This is a genomic window from Enterococcus hermanniensis (assembly GCF_001885945.1).
Lineage (GTDB): Bacteria > Bacillota > Bacilli > Lactobacillales > Enterococcaceae > Enterococcus_A > Enterococcus_A hermanniensis.
The window spans coordinates 174,906-200,359 of sequence record NZ_JXKQ01000002.1; the positions used below are offsets into that span (position 1 = coordinate 174,906).

Annotated in this window: 22 protein-coding genes, 1 riboswitch and 1 other annotated feature; of the genes, 7 read left to right on the top strand and 15 right to left on the bottom strand. The window is 34.2% G+C overall.

Annotation, left to right across the window (positions count from 1 at the left end; translation table 11 throughout):
• Nucleotides 1-252: 252 nt before the first annotated feature.
• Nucleotides 253-1,284: a sulfurtransferase gene (locus tag RV04_RS03120; protein ID WP_071857013.1), complete on the bottom strand. Its 1,032-nt coding sequence runs from the start codon at nt 1,282-1,284 to the stop codon at nt 253-255.
• 709 nt (nt 1,285-1,993) lie between these two features.
• Here RV04_RS03120 and RV04_RS03125 point away from each other — a divergent pair.
• Entirely contained in the window at nt 1,994-2,650 is a 657-nt protein-coding gene (locus RV04_RS03125) for a Crp/Fnr family transcriptional regulator (RefSeq protein ID WP_071857014.1), read from the top strand.
• A 31-nt stretch (nt 2,651-2,681) separates the two neighbouring features.
• On the opposite strand, the gene RV04_RS03130 is transcribed toward RV04_RS03125, so the two are convergent.
• The 5 genes from RV04_RS03130 to RV04_RS03150 form a co-directional block, all read right to left on the bottom strand.
• Nucleotides 2,682-2,861 (bottom strand): hypothetical protein, encoded by a 180-nt coding sequence (locus RV04_RS03130; protein ID WP_071857015.1) that lies wholly within the window; start codon nt 2,859-2,861, stop codon nt 2,682-2,684.
• A 103-nt stretch (nt 2,862-2,964) separates the two neighbouring features.
• Nucleotides 2,965-3,474 (bottom strand): peptide-methionine (S)-S-oxide reductase MsrA, encoded by a 510-nt coding sequence (msrA, locus tag RV04_RS03135; RefSeq protein ID WP_071857016.1) that lies wholly within the window; start codon nt 3,472-3,474, stop codon nt 2,965-2,967.
• 32 nt (nt 3,475-3,506) lie between these two features.
• Nucleotides 3,507-4,325, bottom strand: a complete 819-nt coding sequence (locus tag RV04_RS03140) for a MetQ/NlpA family ABC transporter substrate-binding protein (protein WP_071857017.1) — start codon at nt 4,323-4,325, stop codon at nt 3,507-3,509.
• Between the two features lie 72 nt (nt 4,326-4,397).
• Nucleotides 4,398-4,631 (bottom strand) — a binding site (T-box leader).
• A 94-nt stretch (nt 4,632-4,725) separates the two neighbouring features.
• On the bottom strand, nt 4,726-5,505 hold the full coding sequence (locus tag RV04_RS03145) for an ABC transporter ATP-binding protein (protein ID WP_071857018.1): 780 nt from the start codon (nt 5,503-5,505) through the stop codon (nt 4,726-4,728).
• Between the two features lie 12 nt (nt 5,506-5,517).
• Nucleotides 5,518-7,275 carry an ABC transporter permease subunit gene (locus RV04_RS03150; protein ID WP_071857019.1) on the bottom strand — a complete coding sequence of 586 codons (1,758 nt, stop codon included), beginning with the start codon at nt 7,273-7,275 and terminating at the stop codon, nt 5,518-5,520.
• Between the two features lie 56 nt (nt 7,276-7,331).
• Nucleotides 7,332-7,498, bottom strand: a riboswitch (M-box (ykoK) riboswitch).
• A 571-nt stretch (nt 7,499-8,069) separates the two neighbouring features.
• Between RV04_RS03150 and RV04_RS03155 the strand changes: the two genes are divergently transcribed.
• Nucleotides 8,070-9,194, top strand: coding sequence for an LCP family protein (locus RV04_RS03155; protein ID WP_071857020.1), 1,125 nt, complete (start codon nt 8,070-8,072; stop codon nt 9,192-9,194).
• Nucleotides 9,195-9,277: 83 nt separating this feature from the next.
• Here the strand turns inward: RV04_RS03155 and RV04_RS03160 are convergent, their stop codons facing one another.
• From RV04_RS03160 to RV04_RS03180, 5 genes are all read right to left on the bottom strand, one after another.
• Nucleotides 9,278-10,147 (bottom strand): LysR family transcriptional regulator, encoded by an 870-nt coding sequence (locus RV04_RS03160; RefSeq protein ID WP_071857021.1) that lies wholly within the window; start codon nt 10,145-10,147, stop codon nt 9,278-9,280.
• A gap of 316 nt (nt 10,148-10,463) precedes the next feature.
• The gene (locus RV04_RS03165; RefSeq protein WP_071857022.1) at nt 10,464-11,495 is read right to left on the bottom strand and encodes an FUSC family protein; all 1,032 of its coding nucleotides are present in this window, start codon (nt 11,493-11,495) and stop codon (nt 10,464-10,466) included.
• 343 nt (nt 11,496-11,838) lie between these two features.
• Entirely contained in the window at nt 11,839-14,058 is a 2,220-nt protein-coding gene (bglX, locus tag RV04_RS03170) for a beta-glucosidase BglX (protein WP_071857023.1), read from the bottom strand.
• The gene (locus RV04_RS03175) at nt 14,058-15,335 is read right to left on the bottom strand and encodes a PTS sugar transporter subunit IIC (protein WP_071857024.1); all 1,278 of its coding nucleotides are present in this window, start codon (nt 15,333-15,335) and stop codon (nt 14,058-14,060) included. The genes bglX and RV04_RS03175 overlap by 1 nt, the downstream gene beginning before the upstream one ends.
• Before the next feature lie 95 nt (nt 15,336-15,430).
• Nucleotides 15,431-16,264, bottom strand: coding sequence for a helix-turn-helix transcriptional regulator (locus RV04_RS03180; RefSeq protein WP_071857025.1), 834 nt, complete (start codon nt 16,262-16,264; stop codon nt 15,431-15,433).
• A 506-nt stretch (nt 16,265-16,770) separates the two neighbouring features.
• Between RV04_RS03180 and RV04_RS03185 the strand changes: the two genes are divergently transcribed.
• Together RV04_RS03185 and RV04_RS03190 are read left to right on the top strand one after the other, a co-directional pair.
• Nucleotides 16,771-17,253: a MarR family winged helix-turn-helix transcriptional regulator gene (locus RV04_RS03185; protein ID WP_071857026.1), complete on the top strand. Its 483-nt coding sequence runs from the start codon at nt 16,771-16,773 to the stop codon at nt 17,251-17,253.
• Nucleotides 17,250-18,113 (top strand): patatin-like phospholipase family protein, encoded by an 864-nt coding sequence (locus tag RV04_RS03190; RefSeq protein ID WP_071857027.1) that lies wholly within the window; start codon nt 17,250-17,252, stop codon nt 18,111-18,113. Before RV04_RS03185 ends, RV04_RS03190 begins: the two co-directional genes overlap by 4 nt.
• Before the next feature lie 260 nt (nt 18,114-18,373).
• Here the strand turns inward: RV04_RS03190 and lepA are convergent, their stop codons facing one another.
• Entirely contained in the window at nt 18,374-20,212 is a 1,839-nt protein-coding gene (gene lepA, locus RV04_RS03195; RefSeq protein ID WP_071857028.1) for a translation elongation factor 4, read from the bottom strand.
• 246 nt (nt 20,213-20,458) lie between these two features.
• Between lepA and RV04_RS03200 the strand changes: the two genes are divergently transcribed.
• The 3 genes from RV04_RS03200 to RV04_RS03210 are packed head-to-tail and all read left to right on the top strand — an operon-like array spanning nt 20,459 to nt 22,821.
• Nucleotides 20,459-21,676 (top strand): GNAT family N-acetyltransferase, encoded by a 1,218-nt coding sequence (locus tag RV04_RS03200; RefSeq protein ID WP_071857029.1) that lies wholly within the window; start codon nt 20,459-20,461, stop codon nt 21,674-21,676.
• The gene (locus RV04_RS03205) at nt 21,663-22,172 is read left to right on the top strand and encodes a nucleoside 2-deoxyribosyltransferase (protein ID WP_071857030.1); all 510 of its coding nucleotides are present in this window, start codon (nt 21,663-21,665) and stop codon (nt 22,170-22,172) included. Before RV04_RS03200 ends, RV04_RS03205 begins: the two co-directional genes overlap by 14 nt.
• Nucleotides 22,162-22,821: a DUF2238 domain-containing protein gene (locus RV04_RS03210; RefSeq protein WP_071857031.1), complete on the top strand. Its 660-nt coding sequence runs from the start codon at nt 22,162-22,164 to the stop codon at nt 22,819-22,821. Before RV04_RS03205 ends, RV04_RS03210 begins: the two co-directional genes overlap by 11 nt.
• Nucleotides 22,822-22,861: 40 nt before the next feature.
• Here RV04_RS03210 and RV04_RS03215 read toward each other — a convergent pair whose 3' ends face one another.
• The 3 genes from RV04_RS03215 to RV04_RS03225 form a co-directional block, all read right to left on the bottom strand.
• Nucleotides 22,862-23,350: a pyridoxamine 5'-phosphate oxidase family protein gene (locus tag RV04_RS03215; protein WP_071857032.1), complete on the bottom strand. Its 489-nt coding sequence runs from the start codon at nt 23,348-23,350 to the stop codon at nt 22,862-22,864.
• Between the two features lie 125 nt (nt 23,351-23,475).
• Nucleotides 23,476-24,336, bottom strand: coding sequence for a triphosphoribosyl-dephospho-CoA synthase (locus tag RV04_RS03220; protein WP_071857033.1), 861 nt, complete (start codon nt 24,334-24,336; stop codon nt 23,476-23,478).
• A 17-nt stretch (nt 24,337-24,353) separates the two neighbouring features.
• Nucleotides 24,354-25,439 carry an acyltransferase family protein gene (locus RV04_RS03225; protein WP_071857034.1) on the bottom strand — a complete coding sequence of 362 codons (1,086 nt, stop codon included), beginning with the start codon at nt 25,437-25,439 and terminating at the stop codon, nt 24,354-24,356.
• Nucleotides 25,440-25,454: the final 15 nt, after the last annotated feature.

The window sequence follows — 25,454 nt, forward strand, 5'->3', positions numbered from 1 at the left end:
AAAAAAGACTAAAGAATAATAGTAGGATTCTTTCTAGATTCACTTTTTTTATTATTAGTAAAAGTGCTAGCACAAGAAACACAAGCGGTAGCAAATTAACTTTGCTACCGATCATGCTGTTTTCAAATTTTTGTGAATAAAAAGAAACATTTCGCATAAAGCCTAAATGATTCGCATAAAGCTCTCGAACTAGATAAATACCGTAGAGCAACCCGATTTGAAGTAAGTGCAAGATAATGCGTAAAATTTTCATTAGTTCAAAATTTCGACTTTGTCTTTATCTCTAGGATCCCCGATTTGAACAGGATATTTAGCTGGATCTTTTTGGTGAGCCTTATCCCAGTCGTACCAGCCACCGTCAAACAGACGGACATCTTTCCATCCTTCTTGTTTAGTAATAAAGAAGGCCGTTGCCGCTCTCCAACCAGTTCCACAATAAAAAGCAACTTCTTTATCTGGTGTAATGCCCCATTTCTCCCAAGCTGCAAAAATCTTTGTTGGGTCTTTGACTGTACCATCAGTATTCATCAATTGAGCTACATCAGCACTTGTTTTACTAGATTTAGCATAAACTGCCCCTTCAGGTTCACCTGCATTTTCAATATAGTCATAGCCACTAGTTTTACCTGTAAATTCTTTCCATGAACGAATACTTGCAAGTACTAAATCAGGATTTTTTTCTTTTGCTGCTAATAAATCAGCTGAAGTTGAAATCAAACTTTCTGGTCTACCGGGAACAGCTGCGCCAAAATCTTTTGCTGTCGTTCCTTTTTCAGTTCCTTTTTCAACTTTATAATCTGCTTTTTCCCAAGCAGCAAATCCGCCATCTAAAATTTTCACTTGATTAACGCCTAACCAATAAGCTACAAAAGCCACCCGTGAAGCGGCATTGATATCATTTGAATAAATGACAACCGGCGTTGTTTTGGTAACGCCACGTTTTAGGAAAACCTCTTTACATGTTTCTGCATCCAAAATATTCCAGTTATTTTCTTCACTTTCAATTTCCATCGTATCAACATGTAAAGCTCCAGGAATGTGTGCTTTTTTGTAATCTTTTCCTTCGCCATAAGAAGCTTCGATCACAACAGTTTTGTCATCATCTTTCATTTGTTTTTTCAGCCACTTTGCATCCACAAAAAAATCATCTGACTTAATATCTTTGCTATCAACCAAGCGTTGAATTTTACTCGTTTTTTTAGCTGCGTGTACCTCATTTGTTTTGGTACCTACAATTAAAATGGTCAATAATAAACAACTTACTACCGCTACAATTTTCTTCATTTTTACACTCCCACTTAAGTTTATATTTTCACTTGAAACGGTTTCTTTAGTGATAAAAACGACTTTTAGATACAACAAAAAAACATACCAAATAAGAGTATGTTCCTCAAAAAAATGTCAATTTATTAAATGTCCGCACATTTTTCACGTCACAAATAAAGGACTTGGAGGAATGTTAAATTGTCTCACCTGCTTAGAAACTCTAAGTAAAAATGGGTTTCACAGTCATTTTTGATCAGTTTTATACACGTGAGCACCTCCTACATCTTTATTTGAAACCGAGTTCTTTTCTTTACCGAGTATAACGAAACCTATTTAGATTATCAAGCACATTTTAAGTTTAAAAAAACAAAAATTCTTTTTGTGAATAAAATTCAATTATCAAGTTTTTGATAAAATTTAACGTAATCTGGTATGCCAAAAATAACTACTAATTTTGTCTCTTTTTATTCAAAAAAAGACAAATGCCAAGCAGTTCTTTTGAGCATTTGTCAACTTCAATATTATTCTTTTTAAATTCCACTTTGTAATCTGTTCAATTTTCTACCATCATCTGGCTTTAAAGTCTTTATAATCGTAAGGTTTAGATGGTTAGACTTCTATAATTTCATACTTTAAAATAGTTTTATACAAAGGTTCAGCTGGTGACTACCTGTTCAAAGAATAGTAAACTATATTTAAATAGAAGAAATAATTTAAGGAGCCTGATATGTTTGAAAAACTAGAACCTCATCATCTTGAACTATTAGATCATTATGGCCTGTTAGATCACCAAACAAATTGTCGGATTTGCTTTTTTAATTCAGGTGATACAGTATTTGCTCAAGGTACGATTTATAAATATATTATGATAGTTGTCTCAGGCAAAGCAAAAGTTTGCACACAAGCCCCGAATGGAAAAGATCTGGTTTTAACTTACTATTTATCAAACGGCTTGATTGGAAATGTCGAATTGATGTCGAATACCAATCATGCAATTGCATCTGTTATTGCTTTGTCATCCTTTGAATGTATTATGGTTCCCTTCGAAAACAATCAAGATTCAATGTTCAGCAATCTTACGTTCATTACCCAGCTGGCTAAAGATTTATCGGAAAACTTGATCAGCAGTGCCCATAGCTATTCTTCAAATGCTCTTTACTCAGGAGAAGAACGGCTATGTTCTTATATTATTCATGGAGCCTATAAAAATTATTTCTTTGATAATCTTACCGATGTTGCTGCTACGATCGGTGTAAGTTACCGCCATCTATTCCGATTACTGAATCGTCTTTGCGATGAAGGTATCTTAGCCAGAGATCATAAAGGGTTTAAAATCATCGATCGCAAACAATTGATGCGGCATTCTTCAGAAGCTGAAAAATAAAAACGCTGTCCAACTACCGGACAAGCGTTTTTTAGTGTTGAGCTAATAATAATCGCTCTTTTTCAATTGCATGACGCAAAATTTCTTCTTTTCGTTGTTCTTCGTACTCATTAATTCGTTCCCAATAAACCAAATCTGCTTCTTGCAGTTTTTTATGTCGAATCGCAATTAGAGTCACTACCATCAGAACCATCAAAATAAAAATGATCATCTTAAGCACCTCCCAATTGCATTCTAGCAACTTAGGAGAAAAATCAGTAGGACATATGTCCTACTTTTGAAACAATAATGAAATTTTCTTTGATCATTTCTTTTTATTCCCAAAATTCTTTGATGAATTTTTTTCTGCGTTCAGCATTTTTAGTATAATTCTCAGGATTTCGTTGATAATATTCTTGATGCTCGTCTTCTGCTGGATAAAAAGTCGTAGCTGGTTCGATATGTGTAACAATTTTTTCAGTAAAACGGCCACTATTTTGCAATGCTTCACGACTTGCTTCCGCAATTTCTTTTTGTGTTTCATCAAAGAAATAAATCACTGGTCGATAGCTACTGCCCCGATCTTCAAACTGACCGAATGCATCTGTTGGATCGGTTTGCTGCCAATAAATTTCGACCAATTCATCATATGAAATCACTGATGGATCATAAATGATTTCCACGGCTTCTGTATGTCCCGTTGATCCACTTTTTACTTCTAAATAAGTCGGGTTTTCTACCTCTCCTCCTGTATATCCCGAAATCACTGATTCAATTCCTGGTAAACTATCAAAAGGTTTGACCATACACCAAAAACAGCCACCTGCAAATACTGCTCTTTCCATTAAAAATCACTCTTTCTTATATAATTTTTTTCTTATTTATCCACTGGTACTACTGAACCGCCCCATTTTTTCTCAATCCATTTTTGAACTGCTGGTTCGTGTAGCACTTCGACAATTTTTTTTATATCTTTATTATTTTTATCACTTGTTTTTGTGGCTACGATATTAACATAAGGTGAATCATCCGATTCGATCATCAATGAGTCTTTGACCGGATTTAGACCTTTTTCATAGGCAAAGTTAGAATTGATAGCTACCAAATCCCCTTCGTTATTTTCATAAGCTGATGTTAACAAAGTTGGATCCACGCTGTGATCAAAAACTAAATGTTTAGGATTTTCAGTAATATCATCAAATGTTGCTTTATCAATTTGAACACCCTCTTTAATTTTGATCAAGTTATTTTTTTCAAAGATGTTTAGGATTCGACCCCATTCAGAAGGTACATTTGACACGATAACTTTTGCTCCAGCTGGTATATCACTGACTTTTTTAATTTTGTGTGAATAAATACCCATGGGTTCTAAATGAATCGCTCCAACATTTGCAAAGTCGTAATTATTTTCTTTTTTCTGTAAATTAAAGTACGGAACGGTTGAAAAATAATTCGCATCGATATCGCCATTTTCTAGTGCCTTATTAGGTAATACATAGTCATCGAATTTAACGATTTCAAGATCGATCCCTTTCTTTTTCAATTCTGGCTTGATGTGTTCCAAAATTGCTGCATGAGGCGTCGGTGACGCACCAATCTTTATTTTATCATTTTTTGTTGCTGCCGAGTTTGTTCCGCAAGCCGCAAACAATGCTAGACAACTCACTAATACCAATAAAAAACCAATTTTTTTCATTTTGAACACTCCTAGATTAGTTTGATAAATAAAAAAAATATCCATCCCTTTACCTATCAGTCATCTGATAGATAAAGGGACGAATATTTTCGCGTTACCACCCTTATTCGCATTGTTCTTCCAAACAATACCTCACCGGTACAAATTATACCCGGCGATATAACGGTCGCTTCCCGTTTAGTTTGCGTGAACAAAACCAAATACTCAGAGTTCATCTTCATTGATTTTCCTCGATCCCTCTTTTCACCTACCAAGGGTCTCTTTAATCGTCTCGTGATCAATTACTCTTCTCTTCAATGTTTCATTATTAATTTAGGTTATCATAATACAAATCTTTTCTAATTGCAATATAAAAACTCAATTAAAAAGACGACTGAAATAAATTCAGCCGTCTTTTTAATCAAATTTGAATCCTCTCCACAAGTTCTTGGGTAATTTCTTCCACAGCACCTACGATTGTTTGGATTGATCTTTTTTCCCTAGGAATATCAATCTGATAGATTCTACCAATTCGACCTGGGTTTGAATCCATTAAAATAATACGATCGGATAATTGAACCGCTTGTTGTACGTCATGAGTAATCATGATAATCGACTTGGTAGCAATTTGATTGCCTAGCCATATTTTTATCAAATCTTCTGATAATTGTTTAGCTGTTACAACATCTAAGGCAGAAAAAGGTTCATCTAATAGAAGCAGACTTGGTTCGGTTGCTAATGCTCTAGCAAAACCCACGCGTTGTTTCATTCCACCAGAAAGTTCTCTAGGATATGCTTTTTCGTATCCTGTTAAACCAATCATTTCAACAAGATTACAAATGCGCCGTTTGATCTGATCACGAGATAGATTTCGGTTATTATCTAATCCAAATTCAATATTTTTTTCAACTGTCAACCATGGAAATAATGCGAAATTTTGAAATACCATACTAATGTTTGTATCTGGTGCTTCAAGTAATTTGTTTTCAAAAACAATTCGTCCAGTTGTAGGCTTTAAAAGCCCTGCAATACTTCTCAATAGTGTTGACTTTCCAGCACCCGATTGACCAATAATACTAACGAATTCATTTGATTTCACACTAAAATTGACGTCATCAAGTATTTTTAAGCCAGCTGGCCGATCTTCTAGTTCAAAATTTTTACTTACTGCTTCAACTTTTAACAATTCTGTATTTTCCACAAAAATTTCCTCCTAATAATGAAATCTTTCCCGTGCATATTTGTAGAGCGGCTGCCAAACGAAAGCAATGCAAAGGCCTACTATAGCGCACATCGCCAGTGTCCCTAAAGCTGATTTATCTTTTATACCATCATTTGTTGAGATATATTGGCCTAGTCCAACGACTTCAATCTTATTTTTTCCCCATTGAATGCTTTCTGCTGCAATATCTGCATTCCAAGCTGCGCCGGCCGCATTGATAATTGCGGTCACAATATAAGGCAGAATTGAAGGAAGTAAATATTTTGTCCACCATTGAAATCTTGAAAGTGGAAATATTTTTGTGACATCTCTAATCTCATCCGGTATAGCTAGATATCCTCCAATCACGTTGAAAAAGTAATACCATTGACAACCAACCATGATCAACGGTAAAATCCACCACTCCATCTGCTGATAACCTAAGCTGATAAAAATAATAATAAATGGTGTGTATACACTGGATGGAACCGATCCTAAAATTTGGCCAAGCGGCTGTATATAATTCAATCTCCTTTTGCTACTCGCTACCCAAACTGCTAACGGTGTAAAGATAAGTCCTGAAACAACCATTGCTAAAAATACACGTAGCGTCGTGTAAAAAGTCAATTTAGGAATCATTCCAAAATCACTATGAGGTAAAAAATAATACAATTTGATTGTACAAATCACTCCAACAATTAAAAGCACAATGTACCAAAGGGTTGCAAAAAAATTTTTCAATTTCCCTAAAAAATGAAAGAGCTGATCAAATTTGAAAAGATACCAAATCTTTGGCAATTTATAAAGCCAAAAATTTTTAAAGATTTCAAATTTTACTAAAAGCCAATGTCCTAAACTGGCTGGCTCAATCAAGTTGTAAATAATCGACTTGGGTGGATTATCACTACTATTCCCCGTATCATAACGAAAATAATAACTAGCTTTGATTAGTGGTTGAAAAACCAAGAAATTCAGTAATCCTACATTTACTAAAAGTGCTAAAACTGCCCACAGGCAAGAAATAAAATCGGCACGATTTAAAGCAATTTGGATATACGAACCAATACCTGGGAGCATTAGAGTTGTATCTTTAGGAAGTGCTACAGTTGCTTGTTCACTGGCAACTAATGCAAACCAAGCAGCGGTTTGAGAGATTACTACATTCCAAAGTAAACCAGGAATTGAATAGACAAATTCTAAACGCCAAAATTTTTCCCACGCACTGTATTTAAATTGCGTAGTCACCTCAGCTAAATCTGTAGGCACGACTTCCATTGTTTGATAAAGAGTCAACATGATGTTCCATGCTTGTCCTGTAAAAACGGCAAAGACTGCCACAGCTTCTGCTCCCATAACACTATTGGGAAACAAGCCTAACAAAAATGCCGTTGTAAATGTTAAAAAACCAAGTAAAGGAACGGATTCTAAGAAATTTACTAATGGTAAAATTATTCGACGAGCTGTTTTAAACCGAACGGCCAAAACACCAAAAACAAACGAAAATATAAATGACCAAAACATTCCTACAATCATTCGAAACATCGTACGCATCGAAAAATAAGCAAGATTAGTAATTGATAAAAAATCTCTTGTAGTTCTGACTTTACTTAACGAATTTTGAGATGGTAATACAGAAATATTTTGATTCATCCCGAGCACAGAAGCGATCAGGATAAAAGTAAATAATCCGATCATTGCTATTAATACCATATTTCCTAGCAATGATTTAAATCTTTCTCTTTTGTGATTGATTTCAACAGTTTGTAACATAAAAAAGCCTCCTTAGTTTACATATTAAGGGCGGCATTACTCAAATAGTATTGTAATGGTAATCACGCTAATTGAGCTTTGGCTTTCTGAGACGTAAGAATTAATTCTAGTTATCTTGGAAAAGCCTTAATTCGACCAGTCCTGCTTTACTCGTTACTGTCTCTCGACATATCCGAGCGATAACCTATGTTCTTCAGAGTAACCTCACCTAATATGATTATTTATTTTTTTTGCTACTCCCCCATCATAAATAACAAACCCTTTCTGTCAATAAAAACTGAAGATCTACGTACGGAGAAATCATTATTTTTAATTAAAAAGATCTTTGTTTTACTATTAAATCAAGCTTTAACATTAATTCAATGAGTACATTTCTATAATTTCGGAATAGGACTAAACAATCTTAATAATTTGTGTTTGAGGGAGATTCCAATCATTCATTCCATAAATTCATTTTTAGACGAAATATCCAAAGCTTTATAGTTATTTTATTAAACATTTCCGTTTTATTCGTAATATTATTACACTTATAAATTAGCATTTAAAAATGAAATCGACGAATAGATATGTTATAAATAATTGTATTTTAAAGTTCTAAATCGTTATTATGTTTCAATTTTAAGCAAGTAAAAAGCTTGTTCTCGGACAGTTTTCTACCAATAATACTGTTACCACACATCAACCTACGTAGTTAGGTCATTTTTCTATTAAAACTAAGCGATAAAAAGAGCTTGTTCTTGCTGTAAACAAAAAAACTCTCTTTATTGAAAATTATTCATGAAAGGATTTTTAATATGAAACGTAGACAAAAAACTATTTTACTGGCTTTGTCTTTTATACTGATGATCATTATTGGCGTCTCCACTTATTTTGTTTTTGCAAGTGAGCATTTAAAAACTACTTTAAACGATGGCTACCATCCCATTAGTAATGAGTACAAAGCAACCAATTCAAAAGATTGTGAATCATTTTTAATCATGGGTTTAGATAATACTATTGAGCGTAAACTCGGAACAACACGCACAGATGCTATGATGCTCATTACTCTTAACAATAAGACCAAAAAAATAACTTTTTGTAGCTTACCTCGAGATAGCTTTGTTCCCATTGTTGCTAAAAGTTATACTGGCCATCAGCGAATCGAGGCCGCTTATACCTTTAATGGACCATCTGCATCGGTTAATACCGTTGAAAAATTACTAAATATTCCAATTGATCATTATTGTGTCTTTAATTTTCTTTCATTTATTAATTTTATTGATGCCATTGGCGGAATTGATGTCGACGTTCAACATTCATTTGATGGAGTTACTAAAGATGGGCCCGGTGCTATTCATTTTGATGCTGGTAAACAGCATATAGATGGAACTAAAGCTCTCTCTTATGCTCGTGAAAGACATAGTGATAACGATATTATGCGTGGGTTCCGTCAACAAGAAATCATTCAATCTGTTGGTAATCAACTAAAAACAAAAGCTTCTTTAAAGAATCTACCCAAAATAATCGATTCTTTTGATAATAATATCCAGACGGACATCACCTCTGATCAATTAATGGATTTGATAGAAAATGGTCTTAATTACGAAAACTATCAAAAACAGCGCCTAACTTTTGATTGGCGGACGTTTAGTAATGAAGGCCGTAGTATGGTAGAACTTTATCCAGACAGCATTGAATATGTCAGCCATGAATTAAGAGTTAGTCTTGACCTAGAGAAAAAAGATGCACGCGATAAAACGACGTTTGAATTTCATACAAATGGTGACTACCTCTATCAAAGTGATTATTCTGTACAAGATGAAGATTCAGAAAATAAGGAATCGACTTCAATCAATGGAAATACCTATATTGGTAGTCCCGGTAATACAACTACCGGTAAACTACCAACCGTAAAAACAAAAAATGGCTTTGTAGAATAAGTATGAATCCTAGCAAAAAAACATGACCAATCTAATGGAAGATTGATCATGTTTTTTAGTCTGTTTAAAATAAGCATTAACGACTATTTATTCCCCTTCTTAGTAAATAGATTCTTTAAATATCGCTCACTCTCATCTATCTTTAACATTTGACTATTACTTTTATTTTTATATAGGTAATAATCTATTCCTAAAGCTTTTGAAAGCGAAATAAATTTGATCTCTTTGTTTAAAAAAAGGTCCTTTTCAATTGAACGAATGATAAAAACGCCTTTCTTTTCATTTAACCATTTATTAATCCCTAAACTATCATGACAAAATAGGTAGTCTGGTTTGATATCTAAATACTCTACTACTCTTTTTGTTAAGATATGATGTCCAATATGATCGGTCAAAACAATAAAAGGTAATTTTTCTAAACTTACGGGTGATATCTCTTTTCCATGATGCAAAAAAGAACTATGCATTGCTACTAATGGCGTCAGCTGAATCAAAGAACTTCTTTCAAGTGCAGGATCTTCTACTAAACAATTAGTAATAACTAAATCAATTTGTTTCTCCTTCAACTGTGTTAATAATTCTAAGGGTGCTGCATTAATAAATTGTAAATTGAACGTCTCATCTAAACAATGATGCCTATCTGCTTCGAATATAAGGGCGGAATCACTGACGCCAACTTTGATAGATGGCTGTGCTATTTTTTGGTAGAGCGGAATATTTATTTTATTCGCTTCTTCAATAATTCTTTTTACACAGGGAAGAATTCGTTCTCCATCCTCACTGAGAACTAATTTTTTCCCATTTCTGATAAAAAGAGCGTACCCTAATTCATTTTCAAGACTTTTTAGTGCTGAGCTCAAAGAAGAAATACTAATATACAATTCAGTAGATGCTTTAGAGATACTATTGTACCGAGCGATCATATAAAAATATTCCAATTTTTCAATTGACATTTTCTCACATCCATATTCTTTTTTAGGCTAACCTAATAGTGCTCTTATGAATTTTGGAGTGCAAGTAATTTTTAAAAATAACATTGATTCTTTATCATCTATTAAACTTTTTTTTGTTTAATATGAACTATTTACTTAATATCTGGCATACTTGAACGTGTTTACAATACAAAAAACAATACTGAAATTACAAGTATTTGCTCATAAAATGACTGACGGTTTTGCTTTTTTTCAACAATCGATATCAATGGAATTCAATTATTAGACTTCACCTCTAGATAAGAAATAAGCTGTCAAATTTAATTGACAGCTTGTTTTATTCTTCTTTAAAGTGGATCATCATTTGTTCCATTTGTTTAAGCGACCAGTCCATCACAAAAATCAAAAGCATTGCCAATAAGCTACCAATCAATGCACCGGAAAAACGTAATGGAATCAATTGCAACGGGGTAAAACTACTACCAATTGTCATTAAAAGTAAGACTTGTGGATTAGTGAAAAAGTTCGCCACAGTGTAATTGATCGGCATACATAACTCAGTCAAAAAATTCAGTAATATCAAAACGACTGCTAGAATTGGTAACGACAGGTGTAACGACATTAATAAAAATCCTAAAAGTAGTCCGATGATACCGCCAACTACCCGACCGATCGTCCGATTTTTGATTTTTTCCATATGCTCGCCTGCTAAAACAGCAGCTGCTGAAATCAAGATCCAATAACCATTACTATCTTTTAACAAATAAGCAATGTAAGTCGCGATAAATAAAATGATTGAAAAATGGAGTGCCTTTAACACCATTTCTGGTTGTTGATACAATGCTAAATAATATTTATCTTGAAATGATAATTTTTGAAATCTTGTCGTTTCAGTAGATAGTGGCAACCGTTCTATCAATGACACCAATAGTCCAGAAAATACCGATCCAGCTAACCCATAAAGCAAATAAGAACTTTGATGCATAATCATCCCTACCGTATCGGCATGAAAATTGAACCCTGTGGCATATAACATCAAAACGAAGAAATAATCTGGTTTGGGAAGTCGATATATTTTAGAAAATAAAAAAGCTGAATAAGATAAACAGCCAATAATAAATGGAGCGCTCCAAGGCACCAAAGCAGTCAATGCACCTAAAATAAAGGCTAGTAACAATGTAAAGCCGTGAATCAAAATCGCTTTTAAATTATACGCTATCGATATATGTTGGAATGCTAAATAAGAAAAGGCTCCCATAGCGCCCACAGAACTTATACGTGGATCTTTTAGCAATATACCCAATACTAATGGCACACCCATTGCTAATCCAGAACCCAAAGGACGTAAAATTTTTCGCATATCTTTCATGTATAACTTCCTCTCAAAAATTAATGCTAAAAATACTTATAAAAAAAAGATGCCCTCACTAGATCCTTATTTAGTATACGTATCTCTTAATGAATTATCAAATTTATTCTAAAAAACAACTAGTATCTAAAGAAATGATAGTCTTTTTTGCTTAATTACATTAGTTGAATTTTTTTATAACTTTAATAGAAGTCATACATCTAAATACATACTCAAGCTTTTGAAAATAAAAATTATAAAATGGATTGATTTTCTATTAGTAGCGCATGCAATAATCGTTGGTTTAAAATTGCTTGGTTTAACATAAAAAAGCCCGTAAGAGTTCACGGGCTTGCCTCAAAATTTAAATTAATTCAAAAGATGCTTGGATTGTGTCGTTTGAATTTTTACCAACAAATACTAGAAAATCTCCAGTTTCAGTGTTAAAACGCATATCTTTCATATAATAATACAAATCACTTCTGTCCAAAGAAAATGTAATTATTTTTTCTTCTTTAGGTAGTAAATTCACTTTTTGATATTTTTTTAACTCTTTAGTTGGCCTTACTACAGATCCGGTTACATCCTGAATATATAATTGAACAGTTTCTAAGCATTCATAAGGCGATTGATTTTTTAGCCTGATTGATATTTCTAAATCAGTAGTCATTCTTTCAGAGCTCAATTTTAATTCGTCATAATCCACGGTTCCATAACTTAGACCAAATCCAAATGGAAAAAGCGGTGCATTTGGACTATCCAGATATTTTGTAACAAATCTTCCTCTATGAGTACTGCTGTTAAGCGGTCTACCAGTTTTAAATTCATTATAATACATTGGTAATTGGCCTACGTTTTCAGGAAAACTCATACTTAATCTTCCTGAAGGATTGACTTTACCAAATAAGATATCAACCAAAGCATTACCGCCCTCTGTGCCTGGAAACCAAGCTTGGATAATGGCATCCATCTGCTCAACTTCTTTTGTAAGAGTAAGTGGACGGCCACTTATAGAAATTAAAATATTCTTTTTGCCTAGTTCAACCATCTGCTCAATAAATTCTTGTTGGTTTTTAGGTAAAGAAATATCAGTGCGGCTGCCAGCTTCACCGCTTTGCATGGTATGTTCTCCCATTGCATAAATAATAATATCTGCTTTTTTTCCTGCTTCAACAGCTTGTTTTAGTGCTATTTTTTTTTCTGTTTCGGTCATTTTTAATGAACCAATTTGTTCTTTTGTAGCTCCAAATTCACCTAAAAATTGATAGTCAGATAAAAGTCCGCATCCTTGTTCAAAAGAAAAATTATCCTGTTTAAGGATTTTTTCAAGTGCAGATTTAATTGAAACAACATCCTCGCTTTTTCCGTGCACAGCCCACAGTCCAATTAAATCTTGTTCATCACCATAAGGACCCACTAATAAAATTTTTTGATGATTAGGTTTTAAGGGCAATAAATTATCTGCATTTTTTAGCAATACTAAAGACTCTTGGGCAACTTTTCTTGCTAAATTTCTATTTTCTTCAGTTAATAAGTTTTCTTTTTCTTGAATAACAGTACTTCCTCTATATGGGTCTTCGAACAAGCCTAATGCGTTTTTTAGTTTAAGTACACGCCACACGGCATCGTTTACTAATTTAGGATCTATTTCCCCTTTATTAATCAAAGGCTCTAGCTCATTTGCATAACAACCTGTCTTCATATCGATATCATTCGTAGCATTCATTGCTAATAGTGTTGCTTCACGTTCATCTTTAGCTACACCATGAGCAATTAATTCTTGAACAGCTGCATAATCAGAAATGATTACACCTTCAAATCCCCACTCCTCTCGTAAGATATCCTTTAATAAAAATTCATTTCCTGTTACAGGAATCCCGTCATAAGTATTAAATGAAGTCATCACTAATTTTGCCCCGGCATCCACAGCCGACTTATAGCCACTTAAATAGTCTTGTCTCAAGCGACGCTCACTCATATCCACTGTATTATATTCACGCCCTGCTTCAGCAGCACCATAAGCAGCAAAATGTTTAACACAAGAAGCAATTCCTTCTAAATGACCATTCTGCTCTTTTTGCAAACCTCGAACCATAGCCTCAGCAAAATGAGCATTTAACTGAGGATCTTCTCCGGTGGATTCTAAACAGCGTCCCCACCTAGCATCACGAACCAGATCAACCATAGGAGCGTATGTCACATGGGCTCCAGCAGATCGTGACTCCTTTGCAATAATTTCGTATGCTTCCTTAATTAATTTTGGATTCCATGTAGCTCCCAGTCCCAAAGGAATTGGAAAAATTGTGCGATAGCCATAAATAATATCAGCCATAAATAATAACGGAATTTTATGCCTACTATTCATTAAATATTTTTCTTGGATGTCTCTTGTAGTTTCTGCTCCTGTAACGTTCAACACTGATCCAACAACATCAATTATTTCTTGAGTGATTCCTAATTTTTTTTTAGGCCCTACCGTTAATTCTTCACTATGAAAAAAATCACCCGATAATTGAACAAGTTGTCCTACTTTTTCTTTCCAAGTCAATGAATCTAGCAATTGTCTTAATTTATTTTCTTCCATTAGTCATTAACTCCTTCTGCGACTTGCTCTTCTTTAAAAGTACGTAGGTCTAAACGCTTGAACCAAGGATACCAAAGTATTGGCGATAATATTAATTGAATAAATAACTGCAATAAAATGATAGATATACTGCCTTCCACAGCAGCATGAAATCCTATAGGTAAGCCAAATATTGCCTGAACACCAATAAATTTAGCCACAATTCCGAGCTTGGTTAGTACATAAGCAATAATCAGTGCAATCGTATTATTGGTAATAAAAGGAAAAGCCAAGTCAAAATTCAATACTAGTGGCGTACCAAAAATAACTGGTTCAGTAATACCAAATACCGCTGGAACAATCGATATCTTTCCCACTTGACGGTACTGTTTACTTTTAGCTCGTAACATTAACAGCACTAAGCCAAGTCCCATGCCACTCCAAGTAATGACATTAAAAAAAGCTAGACCAACAATATTTGGCGGAGTTAAACCGGCTTGAACTGCATTTAGATTTTCAACATCCATTGCTAACCATAACGGGGTAACTAATGGCATAATCACATTCGTTCCATGAATCCCAAAAAACCATAAAATTTGTTGCAATAGACTCAATAAAATCATGGCTATAATTGAGCCACCTATACCTTTTAAGGGTTCTTGAATAATGCTATAGACAAATTGATGCATATTACCGAATGATGTCAAACTAAATAAAAAGTCAATAATAGCAAATAAGATACCAATTAAAATAGTTGGAATCAATGCTTCAAAAGTTTTCGTTACCATTGGAGGTACTCCTGCGGGCATTTTGATAGTCCAACCACGATGCTTAATCGCTAAATATAACCGAGCGCTCACGATACCAACAATTAGCGCAGAAAATACACCTTGTGCTCCTAACCAATTTGTAGGAATTCCCATGGAATCATCTGCCATTTTACCTAATGGAGTAATAATTAAAAAACTTAACAAAGAAATAACTGAAGCGGAAATAGGATCTTCATTTTCATCCAATTTTCTGACTAAATGGTACGAAATTAAAACAGCAATATAAATAGCCAATGCTCCCAAAGTCATTGTATTTACTTTGGTAAGTAAATCCGTTAATTTATCTAATTTTGCCAGCGCTGGTACCATCCCCATTAAAACAACAAAAAGGACCGACATCGAACCAATGAATAGTGGCCCTAAAGTTGCCATCATTGCTCCAGATATCGCCTGTAAATAAGGATTGCTTCCTAACTTATCAAACCATGGATTCATTTTATCAAATAGATTTGTGATTTTTTCTTTCACTACTGTTCCTCCTCCTTAATAAATATTTATAACGCTTTCATTATATGAGTTTAATCAATATAAATCGTTCCATTTTTTTACAAAAAAGTGGAAATTTAATTACTTTTTTTCAAGAATTGTTTTCTGAATTTATTGGGCGACATTCCAAATTCGCTTCGAAAAACATTGTAAAATGTTTTATTTGTAGCAAAGCCATTATTCAAACCAATTTCTAGAATAGTCTTGTCGGTATCTCGCATTTCTTTATAGGCACCATCTAACCGAATAGAGTTAAGATACTCAGTAAAAGTAATTCCCATAAATTTTTTGTAAAAGCGTGAAAAGTATGAAGGGTTATAATTAAACATCTGCGCCACTTCCTCAATCATCAAATGTTGTGTGTAATGGTCTTGAATATATTGATTGACCTGTTCCATTATTTCTAAATATTTAAAAGATTTTATTTCATGAATATTTGTACTAGAAAATATATTGTCGGTACAAAGAATCGCTAATAATTCATAGATTTTAGCCCTTACCTGTAAATTATCCCCCAAAATTTGGGATGAAAAATAGTGATAAATAAAATTTAGATGAATAATAATTTCCGGATATCGTTTAGCTGGAATCGTCTCAAAAAGAAAATTTTTTAGATACTTTTCTCCAGTAATTCTTTGTAGGTAGTCTAATGGAAATTGGATAACTAAACACTCAGAGGAAGCAGGACTTTTTGTTGAATGAACATAATTTGAATTAATTATAATAAACTCTTTTGAATTTAAATGATAGGTATGTTCTGAAAAAAGAACTTCTAATTCTCCTGAAAAACAAAAAAGTAATTCTAAACTTTCATGCCAATGTGGTGGAATTAAACGATCTGATGATTTTGAGTGGAATGAGAAAATTTTATAGGGATAATTATCTGTCGGTGAAATTTTTTCATATCTCATATTTATTAGTATATCTCCTTCTTATTTACTATTTTTATTTATGATAAGGTACATTATTTTCCTAAATTTCAAATTGAACACTTATAAAACAAATCTAGCAACTAATCCATAATAATCATATGATTAACTCTATGCTAAATATATTGACTAACATGACAAATACTTATTAACCACTGCAACTATTCCATACTTTTTATCAAATTAATCTAGTTTATTATTTTTTCTTATATACTTTATCGTTTTTTACACCAAAAAATTTTTTAAGTACAACAACAAACACGCTAGGGATAGTGACGTTGAATCTCATTTGTTTTTGATAGTTCTTGTGTTTTTCATTCTAAAGATAAGTTCATAAACATACAAATCTACTTCTATAAAAGTATACAAAAAGAGTTATTTATTGGAAAGAACTAGAAAATTAATTTTTATAAAATAATTTCTATCTCTAATTTAGTTGACTTAACAACTAAATTGTTTTATATTATTCCCTGTTAGGAAGTGGAAAAATGAATGATCAACGATATGAATACCAAGGCACCCAATTTATTGGAAAGCTTTCATCAGAAATTTATCGGAGAGGATATGTTTACTTTTCAAAACGTTTAATCGTTTTTGGAATCAATTATATTCAATTATTATGTTTGATTTCCCTTTACATTGAAGATCATCAAACGCAAGAACAAATTACTGATGACTTGAGTATCGATAAAGCTAGCGTGCATCGAGCCATTAAAGGACTGATTGATGTAGGTTATGTGAATAAAGAACGTGATTTGCAAGATGGACGAGCTTATCGTGTTATTTTGACTGTTAAAGGAAAAAAAATTCAGCCTGAAATTAGCCAAATGATGGCTGAACGCGAAATTCTGCTATCACAAGGAATTGATCCTGAAGAGAAAAAAATTGCTTTTAAAGTTTTAAAGCAAATTACAAACAACGCAAATGAAATTTATCAAGCAGAAAAAAAGAACCGAGGAATTAAATTATGAAAAAAGAGAAAAAAGCAATTGTCTTAGGCGGTGGTGGCCATTTTGGTATTGCCTGGGAATTAGGCTATTTACGTGGCCTTGAGGAAGCTGGTGTTCCTGTCAGGAAGGCTGACATTTTTGTTGGAACTTCTGCTGGTTCACAAGTCAGTGCCATTATGACTTCAAATAAAGATTGGAATACTATTTGGAAAGAACAAATAGATAAAACTTTTACCGAAATCACTCCTATTTCAGATATAGAAATGGATGAATTATTTAATAAATTTAATGAAATCGAACGTACAGCTAGTTCAGCAAAAGAATGGATTGAAGCGCACGGAAAGATTTCCAAGGAAACAGCTGCCTTCCTTTCGAATGAAGAAAGACAATTGATGATCAAAGAACGCTTAGGTTCTGATAGGCCAAGTTGGAATAGTAAGTTAAGAATTGTTGCAACAAACATCGAAACCGCTGAACGTGCGGTGTTTACACAAGACTCTGGTGTAAGTATACTTGATGCTTTGCAAGCAAGCAGTGCGTTACAAGGAGTCTGGCCTCCCGTCGAAATTAACGGAAAGCACTATTTCGATGGAGGCTCCTATTCAATGGAAAATCCAGATGTAGTCACCGATGCAACCAAAATGCTTGTTCTTTCTACCGGCTTACCCGTTGCAGTGCCATATAAATTAGAGAGTTTATTAACTAACTTAGAAAATAATGGTTGTGAAACAAAATTAATTTTACCGTCAACGGAGGTTATGGCTATATTGAAAGCATTCCATTTTAATACTGTAGAAGCTAAAATCAGACCCTCTGTAGCAAATGCTGGATATATTCAAGGTCAAAAAGATGCAGAAACTATTAGTAAATTATGGAAATAATTATTCAGCTTTTATACTTTAAACATACTATGCTTATGACTAATCACGTTCATTATCAAAATCTCTCTGTATAAAAGTTTTTCTATTCATTTTTACACATAATTAAAAAAATAGCCGCTATCAAATTAATAGGTAAATAAAAAAGCATTCTCCTAGAGAATGCTTTTTTCATTTAATAAGAATTAGAATGATTAAGAAAAACAGCTTCAAAGAAACGAAACATCATTATTTATTACTTAAAAAATTCACTAAATTAAATTTTATTTTTTCTTAGGTTCATCCTCATCCATTTTCAAGACAGCCATGAACGCTTCCTGAGGGACTTCTACTGAACCGATTTGTTTCATTCGTTTCTTACCCTCTTTTTGTTTTTCTAACAATTTACGTTTACGTGAGATATCCCCACCATAACATTTTGCCAAAACATTTTTTCGTAATGCTTTGATGTCCGTCCGCGCAACGATCTTCGTCCCGATAGTTGCTTGAATCGGCACTTCAAATTGTTGGCGTGGAATCAATGTTTTTAATTTGTCAACAATGGCGCGGCCACGTTCTTGAGCAAATTCACGGTGAACGATAAAGCTTAAGGCGTCAACCTTTTCTGCATTCAATAGAATATCCATTTTCACTAATCGGCTTTCACGATAATCAGCCATTTCATAATCTAAAGAGGCATACCCTTTCGTGCTTGATTTTAATTTATCGAAAAAGTCAAAAACAATTTCTGACAACGGAATATTATAAACCACATTTACGCGATAATCATCTAGATAATCCATCGTAATAAATTCGCCACGTTTGCGTTGAGATAATTCCATAACCGCTCCAACATATTCATTTGGCACCATAATATTGGCTTTTACGAAAGGTTCTTCTACATTTTGAATTTTTGATGGATCTGGAAAATCTGAAGGATTATCTACAACCAATTGACTTCCATCCGTTAAATTCACATGATAAATAACCGATGGTGCTGTCGTGATCAATTCAAGATTGAATTCACGTTCTAAACGTTCTTGAACGACATCCATATGCAACAATCCTAAAAATCCACAACGGAAACCAAAACCTAGTGCTTGAGAAGTTTCTGGTTCAAACTGCAAAGCTGCATCGTTCAATTGTAATTTTTCTAAAGCTTCTCGTAAGTCATTGTAACGAGAAGTATCAATTGGATAAAGACCACAAAAGACCATTGGGTTCATTTTACGATATCCTTCTAATGCTTTTTCAGCAGGATTATTCGCTAATGTTACCGTATCCCCCACTCGTGTATCTTGTACAGATTTAATACTGGCAGTGATATAGCCAACATCTCCAGCCATCAAGAAATCACGTTGGACTGTTTTGGGAGAAAATACGCCGACTTCCGTCACATCAAAAGTTTTACCATTACTCATCATTTGGATTTTATCACCTGGGCGAACAACCCCATCTGTGATTCGAACATTTAAAACGACGCCCCGGTAACTGTCATAAATGGAATCGAAAATCAATGCTTTCAAAGGTGCATCTAAATCACCCTTAGGTGCTGGCACATTTGTTACAATTTGCTCTAAGATATCTTCGATTCCGATACCTGCTTTTGCGCTGGCTAAAACAGCTTCTTCTGCATCGATACCGATAACATCTTCGATTTCTTTTCGTACACGTTCCGGATCGGCAGCTGGCAAATCGATCTTATTGATAACTGGTAAAATTTCCAAATCATTATCTAAAGCTAGATAAACGTTGGCTAACGTTTGAGCTTCAATCCCTTGAGCTGCATCGACAACTAAAACGGCTCCTTCACAGGCTGCTAAACTTCTAGAAACTTCATAGGTGAAATCGACATGTCCTGGTGTATCGATCAAATGAAAAATATATGTTTTTCCATTTTTAGCTGTGTAATTTAACTCAACAGCATTTAATTTGATCGTAATTCCCCGTTCACGTTCTAAATCCATCGAGTCTAAAAGTTGGGCCTGCATTTCGCGGGAACTTACAGTATTAGTCTGTTCTAAAATTCGGTCAGCCAATGTCGACTTTCCGTGGTCAATATGCGCGATGATCGAGAAATTACGGATCATCTCTTGGCGTTTCTTCATATCTTCTATATTCATTAAAGTTCCTCATTTCTTTTAATCAGCACTTTCAATTATACCAACGTTTCAGAGAGAAAAAAAGTCTTTTCCCTTATTTCCCAATGCTGATAAGAGAAATATACGATTCCTTTTGCTATACTAAAATTGTAAATCAAAGCGATTGTTTATTCAGTGCCCTTTATAAGCTACTTTTAATAAACATTCTCTTTTAAACTCAATTCTAGTGATTGATAGTATGTACTACAAAAAATAGGAGATGAAAAAATGGAAAGCGACTTTAAGAAAAGATTAGTCTTGAAGCCTGTCGGTGAAGAACATTTGGCTCAATACGATGAGTTATTGAGTTACGTCTTTCAAGTAACTGAAAGTGATATCGAAAATAGTGGTTACGAAAATAAACGGGAAATGGTCCGAGCAAAAAAGCCTGTATTAGAACAATCGAAAGTATTTGGTTGGTTCAATGAAGATAACTTAATCTCCCAGATTGCCATCTATCCATGTGAAGTAAACATTCATGGAAAAGTGTTTCAAATGGGTGGAATTACCGGTGTCGGGACTTATCCAGAATATGCCAATCATGGATTAATGAAAGAATTGATTGAGAAAGCTCTGCAAGAGATGCGCAACGATCAGCAGTGGATTTCCTATCTCTATCCTTATAGCATCCCGTATTACCGCCGTAAAGGCTGGGAAATCATGTCTGATAAATTGAGTTTTAAAATCAAAGATACGCAATTACCAAAACAAGTTGATTTGCCAGGTATCGTTGAACGAAAAGAAGTCGATGACCCCGATGTTTATCAGGTCTATCATGAATTTGCCTTAAAAAACCATGGAGCGATGATTCGTAAAGAATTAAATTGGGAAGAATATTGGCGATTTGAAAATGAAGAAGAACGAATCGCTGCTATCTATTATGACGCAGAGAAGAAACCAACTGGTGTTTTGTTTTATTGGATTTCTGAGGAAGTTTTTCATATCAAAGAAATGTTTTATTTGAATCAAGAAGCTCGTAACGGCTTATGGAATTTTATCAGTGCCCATTTTTCGATGGTGTATTGGGTCAAAGGCGACATTTTCAAAAACGAACCGCTCTCTTTCCTATTAGAAGACAGTGAGATTCATGAAACAATCGCTCCTTTCTTTATGGCTCGCATCGTAGATGTAAAAGAATTTTTACTAGAATACCCATTTGCTAAAACAGCCGAACCTTTTTATTTTGTGATAGCAGATCCAGTGGCAACATGGAACAATGGTATTTTTGCATTAGAATGGGATTCATCTGGCAATTTATCTGTTTCCGATCAACCCAAAGGAAAACGTATTGCCTTAACTATTCAAACATTGACTTGCATGTTGATGAACTATCGACGAGCCGCTTATCTCGCACGAATCGAACGTTTAGATGCGGATAAAGAAGCGATTGAATTACTAGAAACAATTATTCCCGATATGGAGGCGTATTTTAGTGACTATTTCTAAACATATTTATTTTGCTGCACCCTTATTTTCTCGAAGTGATTTACTTTATAATCGGTATTTAGCAGAAAAAATTCGAGAAATAGCGCAGAATTTGACTATTTATGTGCCACAAGAAAATGCAGGCATCAATGACAAAAGTGCTTATGCTGATAGCAAAATGATTGCCTTAGCAGACACAGAAGAAGTCTTAAAGAGCGATTTAATGATCGCCTTATTAGACGGTTTAACAATCGATGCAGGGGTTGCCTCTGAAATTGGCGTAGCCTACGCCAAAGGAATTCCCGTCATCGGTTTGTATACCGATTCTCGGCAACAAGGTGCTGACAACCAACAAAAAATTTCTGCCTTACAAACACCTGCTGAAAATCAATTTCATTATTTGAATTTGTATACAGTTGGCTTGATCAAATTAAACGGCTTGATCGTAACTAACGAAACGGCCTTGTTAGAACAAATTAAATCATTTTTAGAAAGTGGTGAGTTGAATGACCTATAAAAAATACCGGATGGCTTTGGTCATTTTTGGACTCATTTGTTTACTCTACAATATTTATGAAGTGATCATTGCAAAATATTCAACGAAACAAGGCTTTATTTTTGTGATCGAATGTCTAGCTGGTATTGCGCTGATTTTTCTTCCAGAAATCATTGAAAAAGTTTTTAAAATCGTATTACCTGAAAAAATCATTTATTTTTACTGGTTCTTTTTGATCATCTCTGTCTTTTTAGGTACTTCATTACACATGATCTCAATCATTTCATTTTGGGATAAGATTTTACATTCTGTTAGTCCAATGGTTTTAACCGCCTTAGGCTACGGTCTGATTGGTTTTTTAATGAAAGATGCCGATATTAGTAAAACTTCTCCTTGGCTGTTCTTATTATTTGGCTTTGCTTTTGCTGGTGTCTGTGGCGTTTTTTGGGAATTCTGGGAATTCCTTTGCGATACGATTGCTGATATGAATTTACAACGTTATGCCACTTCAGCAGGGACTTTGCTTGTTGGCCGTGCTGCACTCATGGATACCATGGGCGATTTGCTGACTAACACGATTGGTGCTTTACTGATGGGAATCTACGCTAGCGTCCAAAGTCGAGGAAATGCAGCTTATTTTGAAGAATATCGTTTGAAAAAAATTAAATAAAAAAAAGTCAAAACCAATTTTAACTCGGTTTTGACTCTTTTTATTTATTTGGATGTTTATTTTCTTTCATCGTATAAGAATCGAGAGTTATTTTTATGATTCCTGTTCGTTTTAACATCGCTTCAGGAATCTCGTCAAACGATTTTCCTTTTGCGGCGTGTGCCATTAATCGATGAAGGGCTGCTCGTTTTTCAGCAGCATCTTCTATTAATTCGGCTTGCCCAAAACCAATCAGACTTTGATAGGCATACGAATAGGTTGCGGCGTTCATATTTCCTTGAATCAATTCATGGTGACCATCCATTTCAACAGCAACTTTTGGATCTTGTTGAAGCATTGTGATTTTCTTTCCTTCTGCTGCTCCATGAATGAATAAAATCAATTGTTCCTGTTTCCATTGATATCCGAAATTTACTGGGACGACATAGGGATAATCCGAACCATTGAGTGCCATACGTACAACTTGTGTCTGTTCAACAAATGTTTTGATCGTTGCAAAATCTGTTACTTCTCTTTTTTTTCTTCGCATGATTGTTCCTTTCATAATTAATTATGTTCAAGTATACCCTGAATACTTCAAATAATAAAACTACTCTATAAGAAAAAAGAAGCTAAAACAAAAGTATTTTCTACTTTTGTTTTAGCTTCTTTAGATTATTTTGCGGTTGCAACTAAAACTGTTTTATTCGTTAAATGTTCTAATGATAATAAAAAGAAACTAGCCGCTAATAGATCAGCACTTCCGCCTGGAGAAACAGCCTGTGTTTGACAGTATGTATGAAGTTGCTCGAAACTTTTATTAGGCAAAGATTTTTCATTTGCTTGTTTGGCTAACACTTGTACTTGAGCCAAAACGGCTTGGTTGCTTCGGTACAAAATACAGGTATCATCCAAAGAAGCAATAATAGCTAAAAGCATATGTAATCTTTTTTCAATCAAATCTCCTTGCGGACGATTAAAATAATCAGAGAGCGCGAGTTGAACATGCGGAAAACCTGCAGCGGCTTCTGCAAAAGCTCCCCCATTCCCATATTTTTTCTTTACCTTTTCTCCATGAGAAAGCGGAAGATTTTTTTTAACAAAGCGATCTGGAAAAGCTACTAATACTTGAATATCAGAAAATATCTTAGGTAAAAACAATTGCTGAGTGAGACTATATTGACTGCTGACCGCAGTAATAAAAAGCCCCATTGCCCAAATGGCCCCTTTATGGGTATTCACCCCACCCGTTGCGCGAAACATCGCTGTTTCGGCACGCCGGCCAATGTCACCAATTTTTTCTCTTATTGCTTGTGTCATCGAATGATTCCAAGAAGCAAGAGCCATTTCTTCAAAAAAAGGTGTCAATGTTTTGGCAGAAATCAGAAATAGTTCATGATTCATGTCTGTGTGAGTACCTGTATTAAGAGCATCAACCAATCCTGGTTTTGGCGATAATTCTACTTCATCTATTAAAGCTTGTTCGACTAACAAAGCGAATTCGTGACATTTGACAGCAATTGTTTGTTCTTCCATCAGATATTCCTTCTTTTTTATTTAGTGATTGTCCCTTTGATTGCTTGCCATATAACATGCAATAAATAGCTTAATAAAAAGGCACAGCTTGCTGTAGCTAAGTATGCTACGATGATCATGATTCCAGTTGGTAATCTTAACAATAAATCTTTGAAGCACAGTAGTAATACTTGGAAGACAAAGACATTAGCTAAATACGTACGATAAGCGTAAGTGGATAACCATTTGAATGCACGTAATTGCGGCGCATTGTTTTTTATCATTGTTGAACCAAACATAAACACACCAAAAATAACGATTACGCTATATAAGCTTTGAATAGTATTTAAATATGGAGCATGAGCAAATGTTAAATCGCCAGCAAAGTTCAATAAGTGATTCGCAGAAACAAGTGCTACTACAAGCCCAATTGGTAATAATGCATAACGTACTTTGTATAGTATATTATAAATAGCTTCATGATAATTCAAAGCCGCACAACCGTAGATACCATAAATCATAAAGCTAACAACAAAACGATCTAGTAAGTACCAGCTTTCATGGTGAGCGCCAGCAAAAACTTGCGTATCATAGAAAATATACCAAGCTACATAGATAGCTGTTGCAATAATCAATACCGGCCAAACAGCCTTTTTATTCGTAAATACTTTATACCCTAACCATACAAAGAAGGGCATCAATAATTGAATTTGTAGCATCATCACTGTATACCATAGATGTGGCGCACCATCACCAGTGATATATTTCAATAAAAATGTAGCTGTATTTGTATAAGGATTTCCTTGTTGAACAGCTGGGAAAAGCCATAGGTAGACAGATGTCCATAAAACATAAGGAACGACTAACTCAAAAAACTTTTCCTTTAAAAATTCAAAGTAAGAAAGATGTTGACTTGTCTTAACCATGTTATAAACAATTGCAAAAATAAATAGAAGGGCGGTATATTTGACCATTACATATAATGTGCCAATACACGCAGCTGTTGTTTCATTATGAGTATTTGCTAACGCAAAGCTCAAAATCGTTTGCAACATTACAGCTGTTACAGCGAATACTTTTTGAAAGTCGCTGATATTGATCTTGATTTCCTTATTCTCAAACATTGTTTCCGCTCACTT

Excerpts from the sequence above, each read along its gene's own strand:
- RV04_RS03120 (WP_071857013.1), bottom strand. The coding sequence starts at position 1,284 with ATGAAGAAAATTGTAGCGGTAGTAAGTTGTTTATTATTGACCATTTTA.
- RV04_RS03125 (WP_071857014.1), top strand. The coding sequence starts at position 1,994 with ATGTTTGAAAAACTAGAACCTCATCATCTTGAACTATTAGATCATTAT.
- RV04_RS03130 (WP_071857015.1), bottom strand. The coding sequence starts at position 2,861 with ATGATCATTTTTATTTTGATGGTTCTGATGGTAGTGACTCTAATTGCG.
- msrA (WP_071857016.1), bottom strand. The coding sequence starts at position 3,474 with ATGGAAAGAGCAGTATTTGCAGGTGGCTGTTTTTGGTGTATGGTCAAA.
- RV04_RS03140 (WP_071857017.1), bottom strand. The coding sequence starts at position 4,325 with ATGAAAAAAATTGGTTTTTTATTGGTATTAGTGAGTTGTCTAGCATTG.
- RV04_RS03150 (WP_071857019.1), bottom strand. The coding sequence starts at position 7,275 with ATGTTACAAACTGTTGAAATCAATCACAAAAGAGAAAGATTTAAATCA.
- RV04_RS03155 (WP_071857020.1), top strand. The coding sequence starts at position 8,070 with ATGAAACGTAGACAAAAAACTATTTTACTGGCTTTGTCTTTTATACTG.
- RV04_RS03160 (WP_071857021.1), bottom strand. The coding sequence starts at position 10,147 with ATGTCAATTGAAAAATTGGAATATTTTTATATGATCGCTCGGTACAAT.
- RV04_RS03165 (WP_071857022.1), bottom strand. The coding sequence starts at position 11,495 with ATGAAAGATATGCGAAAAATTTTACGTCCTTTGGGTTCTGGATTAGCA.
- bglX (WP_071857023.1), bottom strand. The coding sequence starts at position 14,058 with ATGGAAGAAAATAAATTAAGACAATTGCTAGATTCATTGACTTGGAAA.
- RV04_RS03180 (WP_071857025.1), bottom strand. The coding sequence starts at position 16,264 with ATGAGATATGAAAAAATTTCACCGACAGATAATTATCCCTATAAAATT.
- RV04_RS03185 (WP_071857026.1), top strand. The coding sequence starts at position 16,771 with ATGAATGATCAACGATATGAATACCAAGGCACCCAATTTATTGGAAAG.
- RV04_RS03190 (WP_071857027.1), top strand. The coding sequence starts at position 17,250 with ATGAAAAAAGAGAAAAAAGCAATTGTCTTAGGCGGTGGTGGCCATTTT.
- lepA (WP_071857028.1), bottom strand. The coding sequence starts at position 20,212 with ATGAATATAGAAGATATGAAGAAACGCCAAGAGATGATCCGTAATTTC.
- RV04_RS03200 (WP_071857029.1), top strand. The coding sequence starts at position 20,459 with ATGGAAAGCGACTTTAAGAAAAGATTAGTCTTGAAGCCTGTCGGTGAA.
- RV04_RS03210 (WP_071857031.1), top strand. The coding sequence starts at position 22,162 with ATGACCTATAAAAAATACCGGATGGCTTTGGTCATTTTTGGACTCATT.
- RV04_RS03215 (WP_071857032.1), bottom strand. The coding sequence starts at position 23,350 with ATGCGAAGAAAAAAAAGAGAAGTAACAGATTTTGCAACGATCAAAACA.
- RV04_RS03220 (WP_071857033.1), bottom strand. The coding sequence starts at position 24,336 with ATGGAAGAACAAACAATTGCTGTCAAATGTCACGAATTCGCTTTGTTA.
- RV04_RS03225 (WP_071857034.1), bottom strand. The coding sequence starts at position 25,439 with ATGTTTGAGAATAAGGAAATCAAGATCAATATCAGCGACTTTCAAAAA.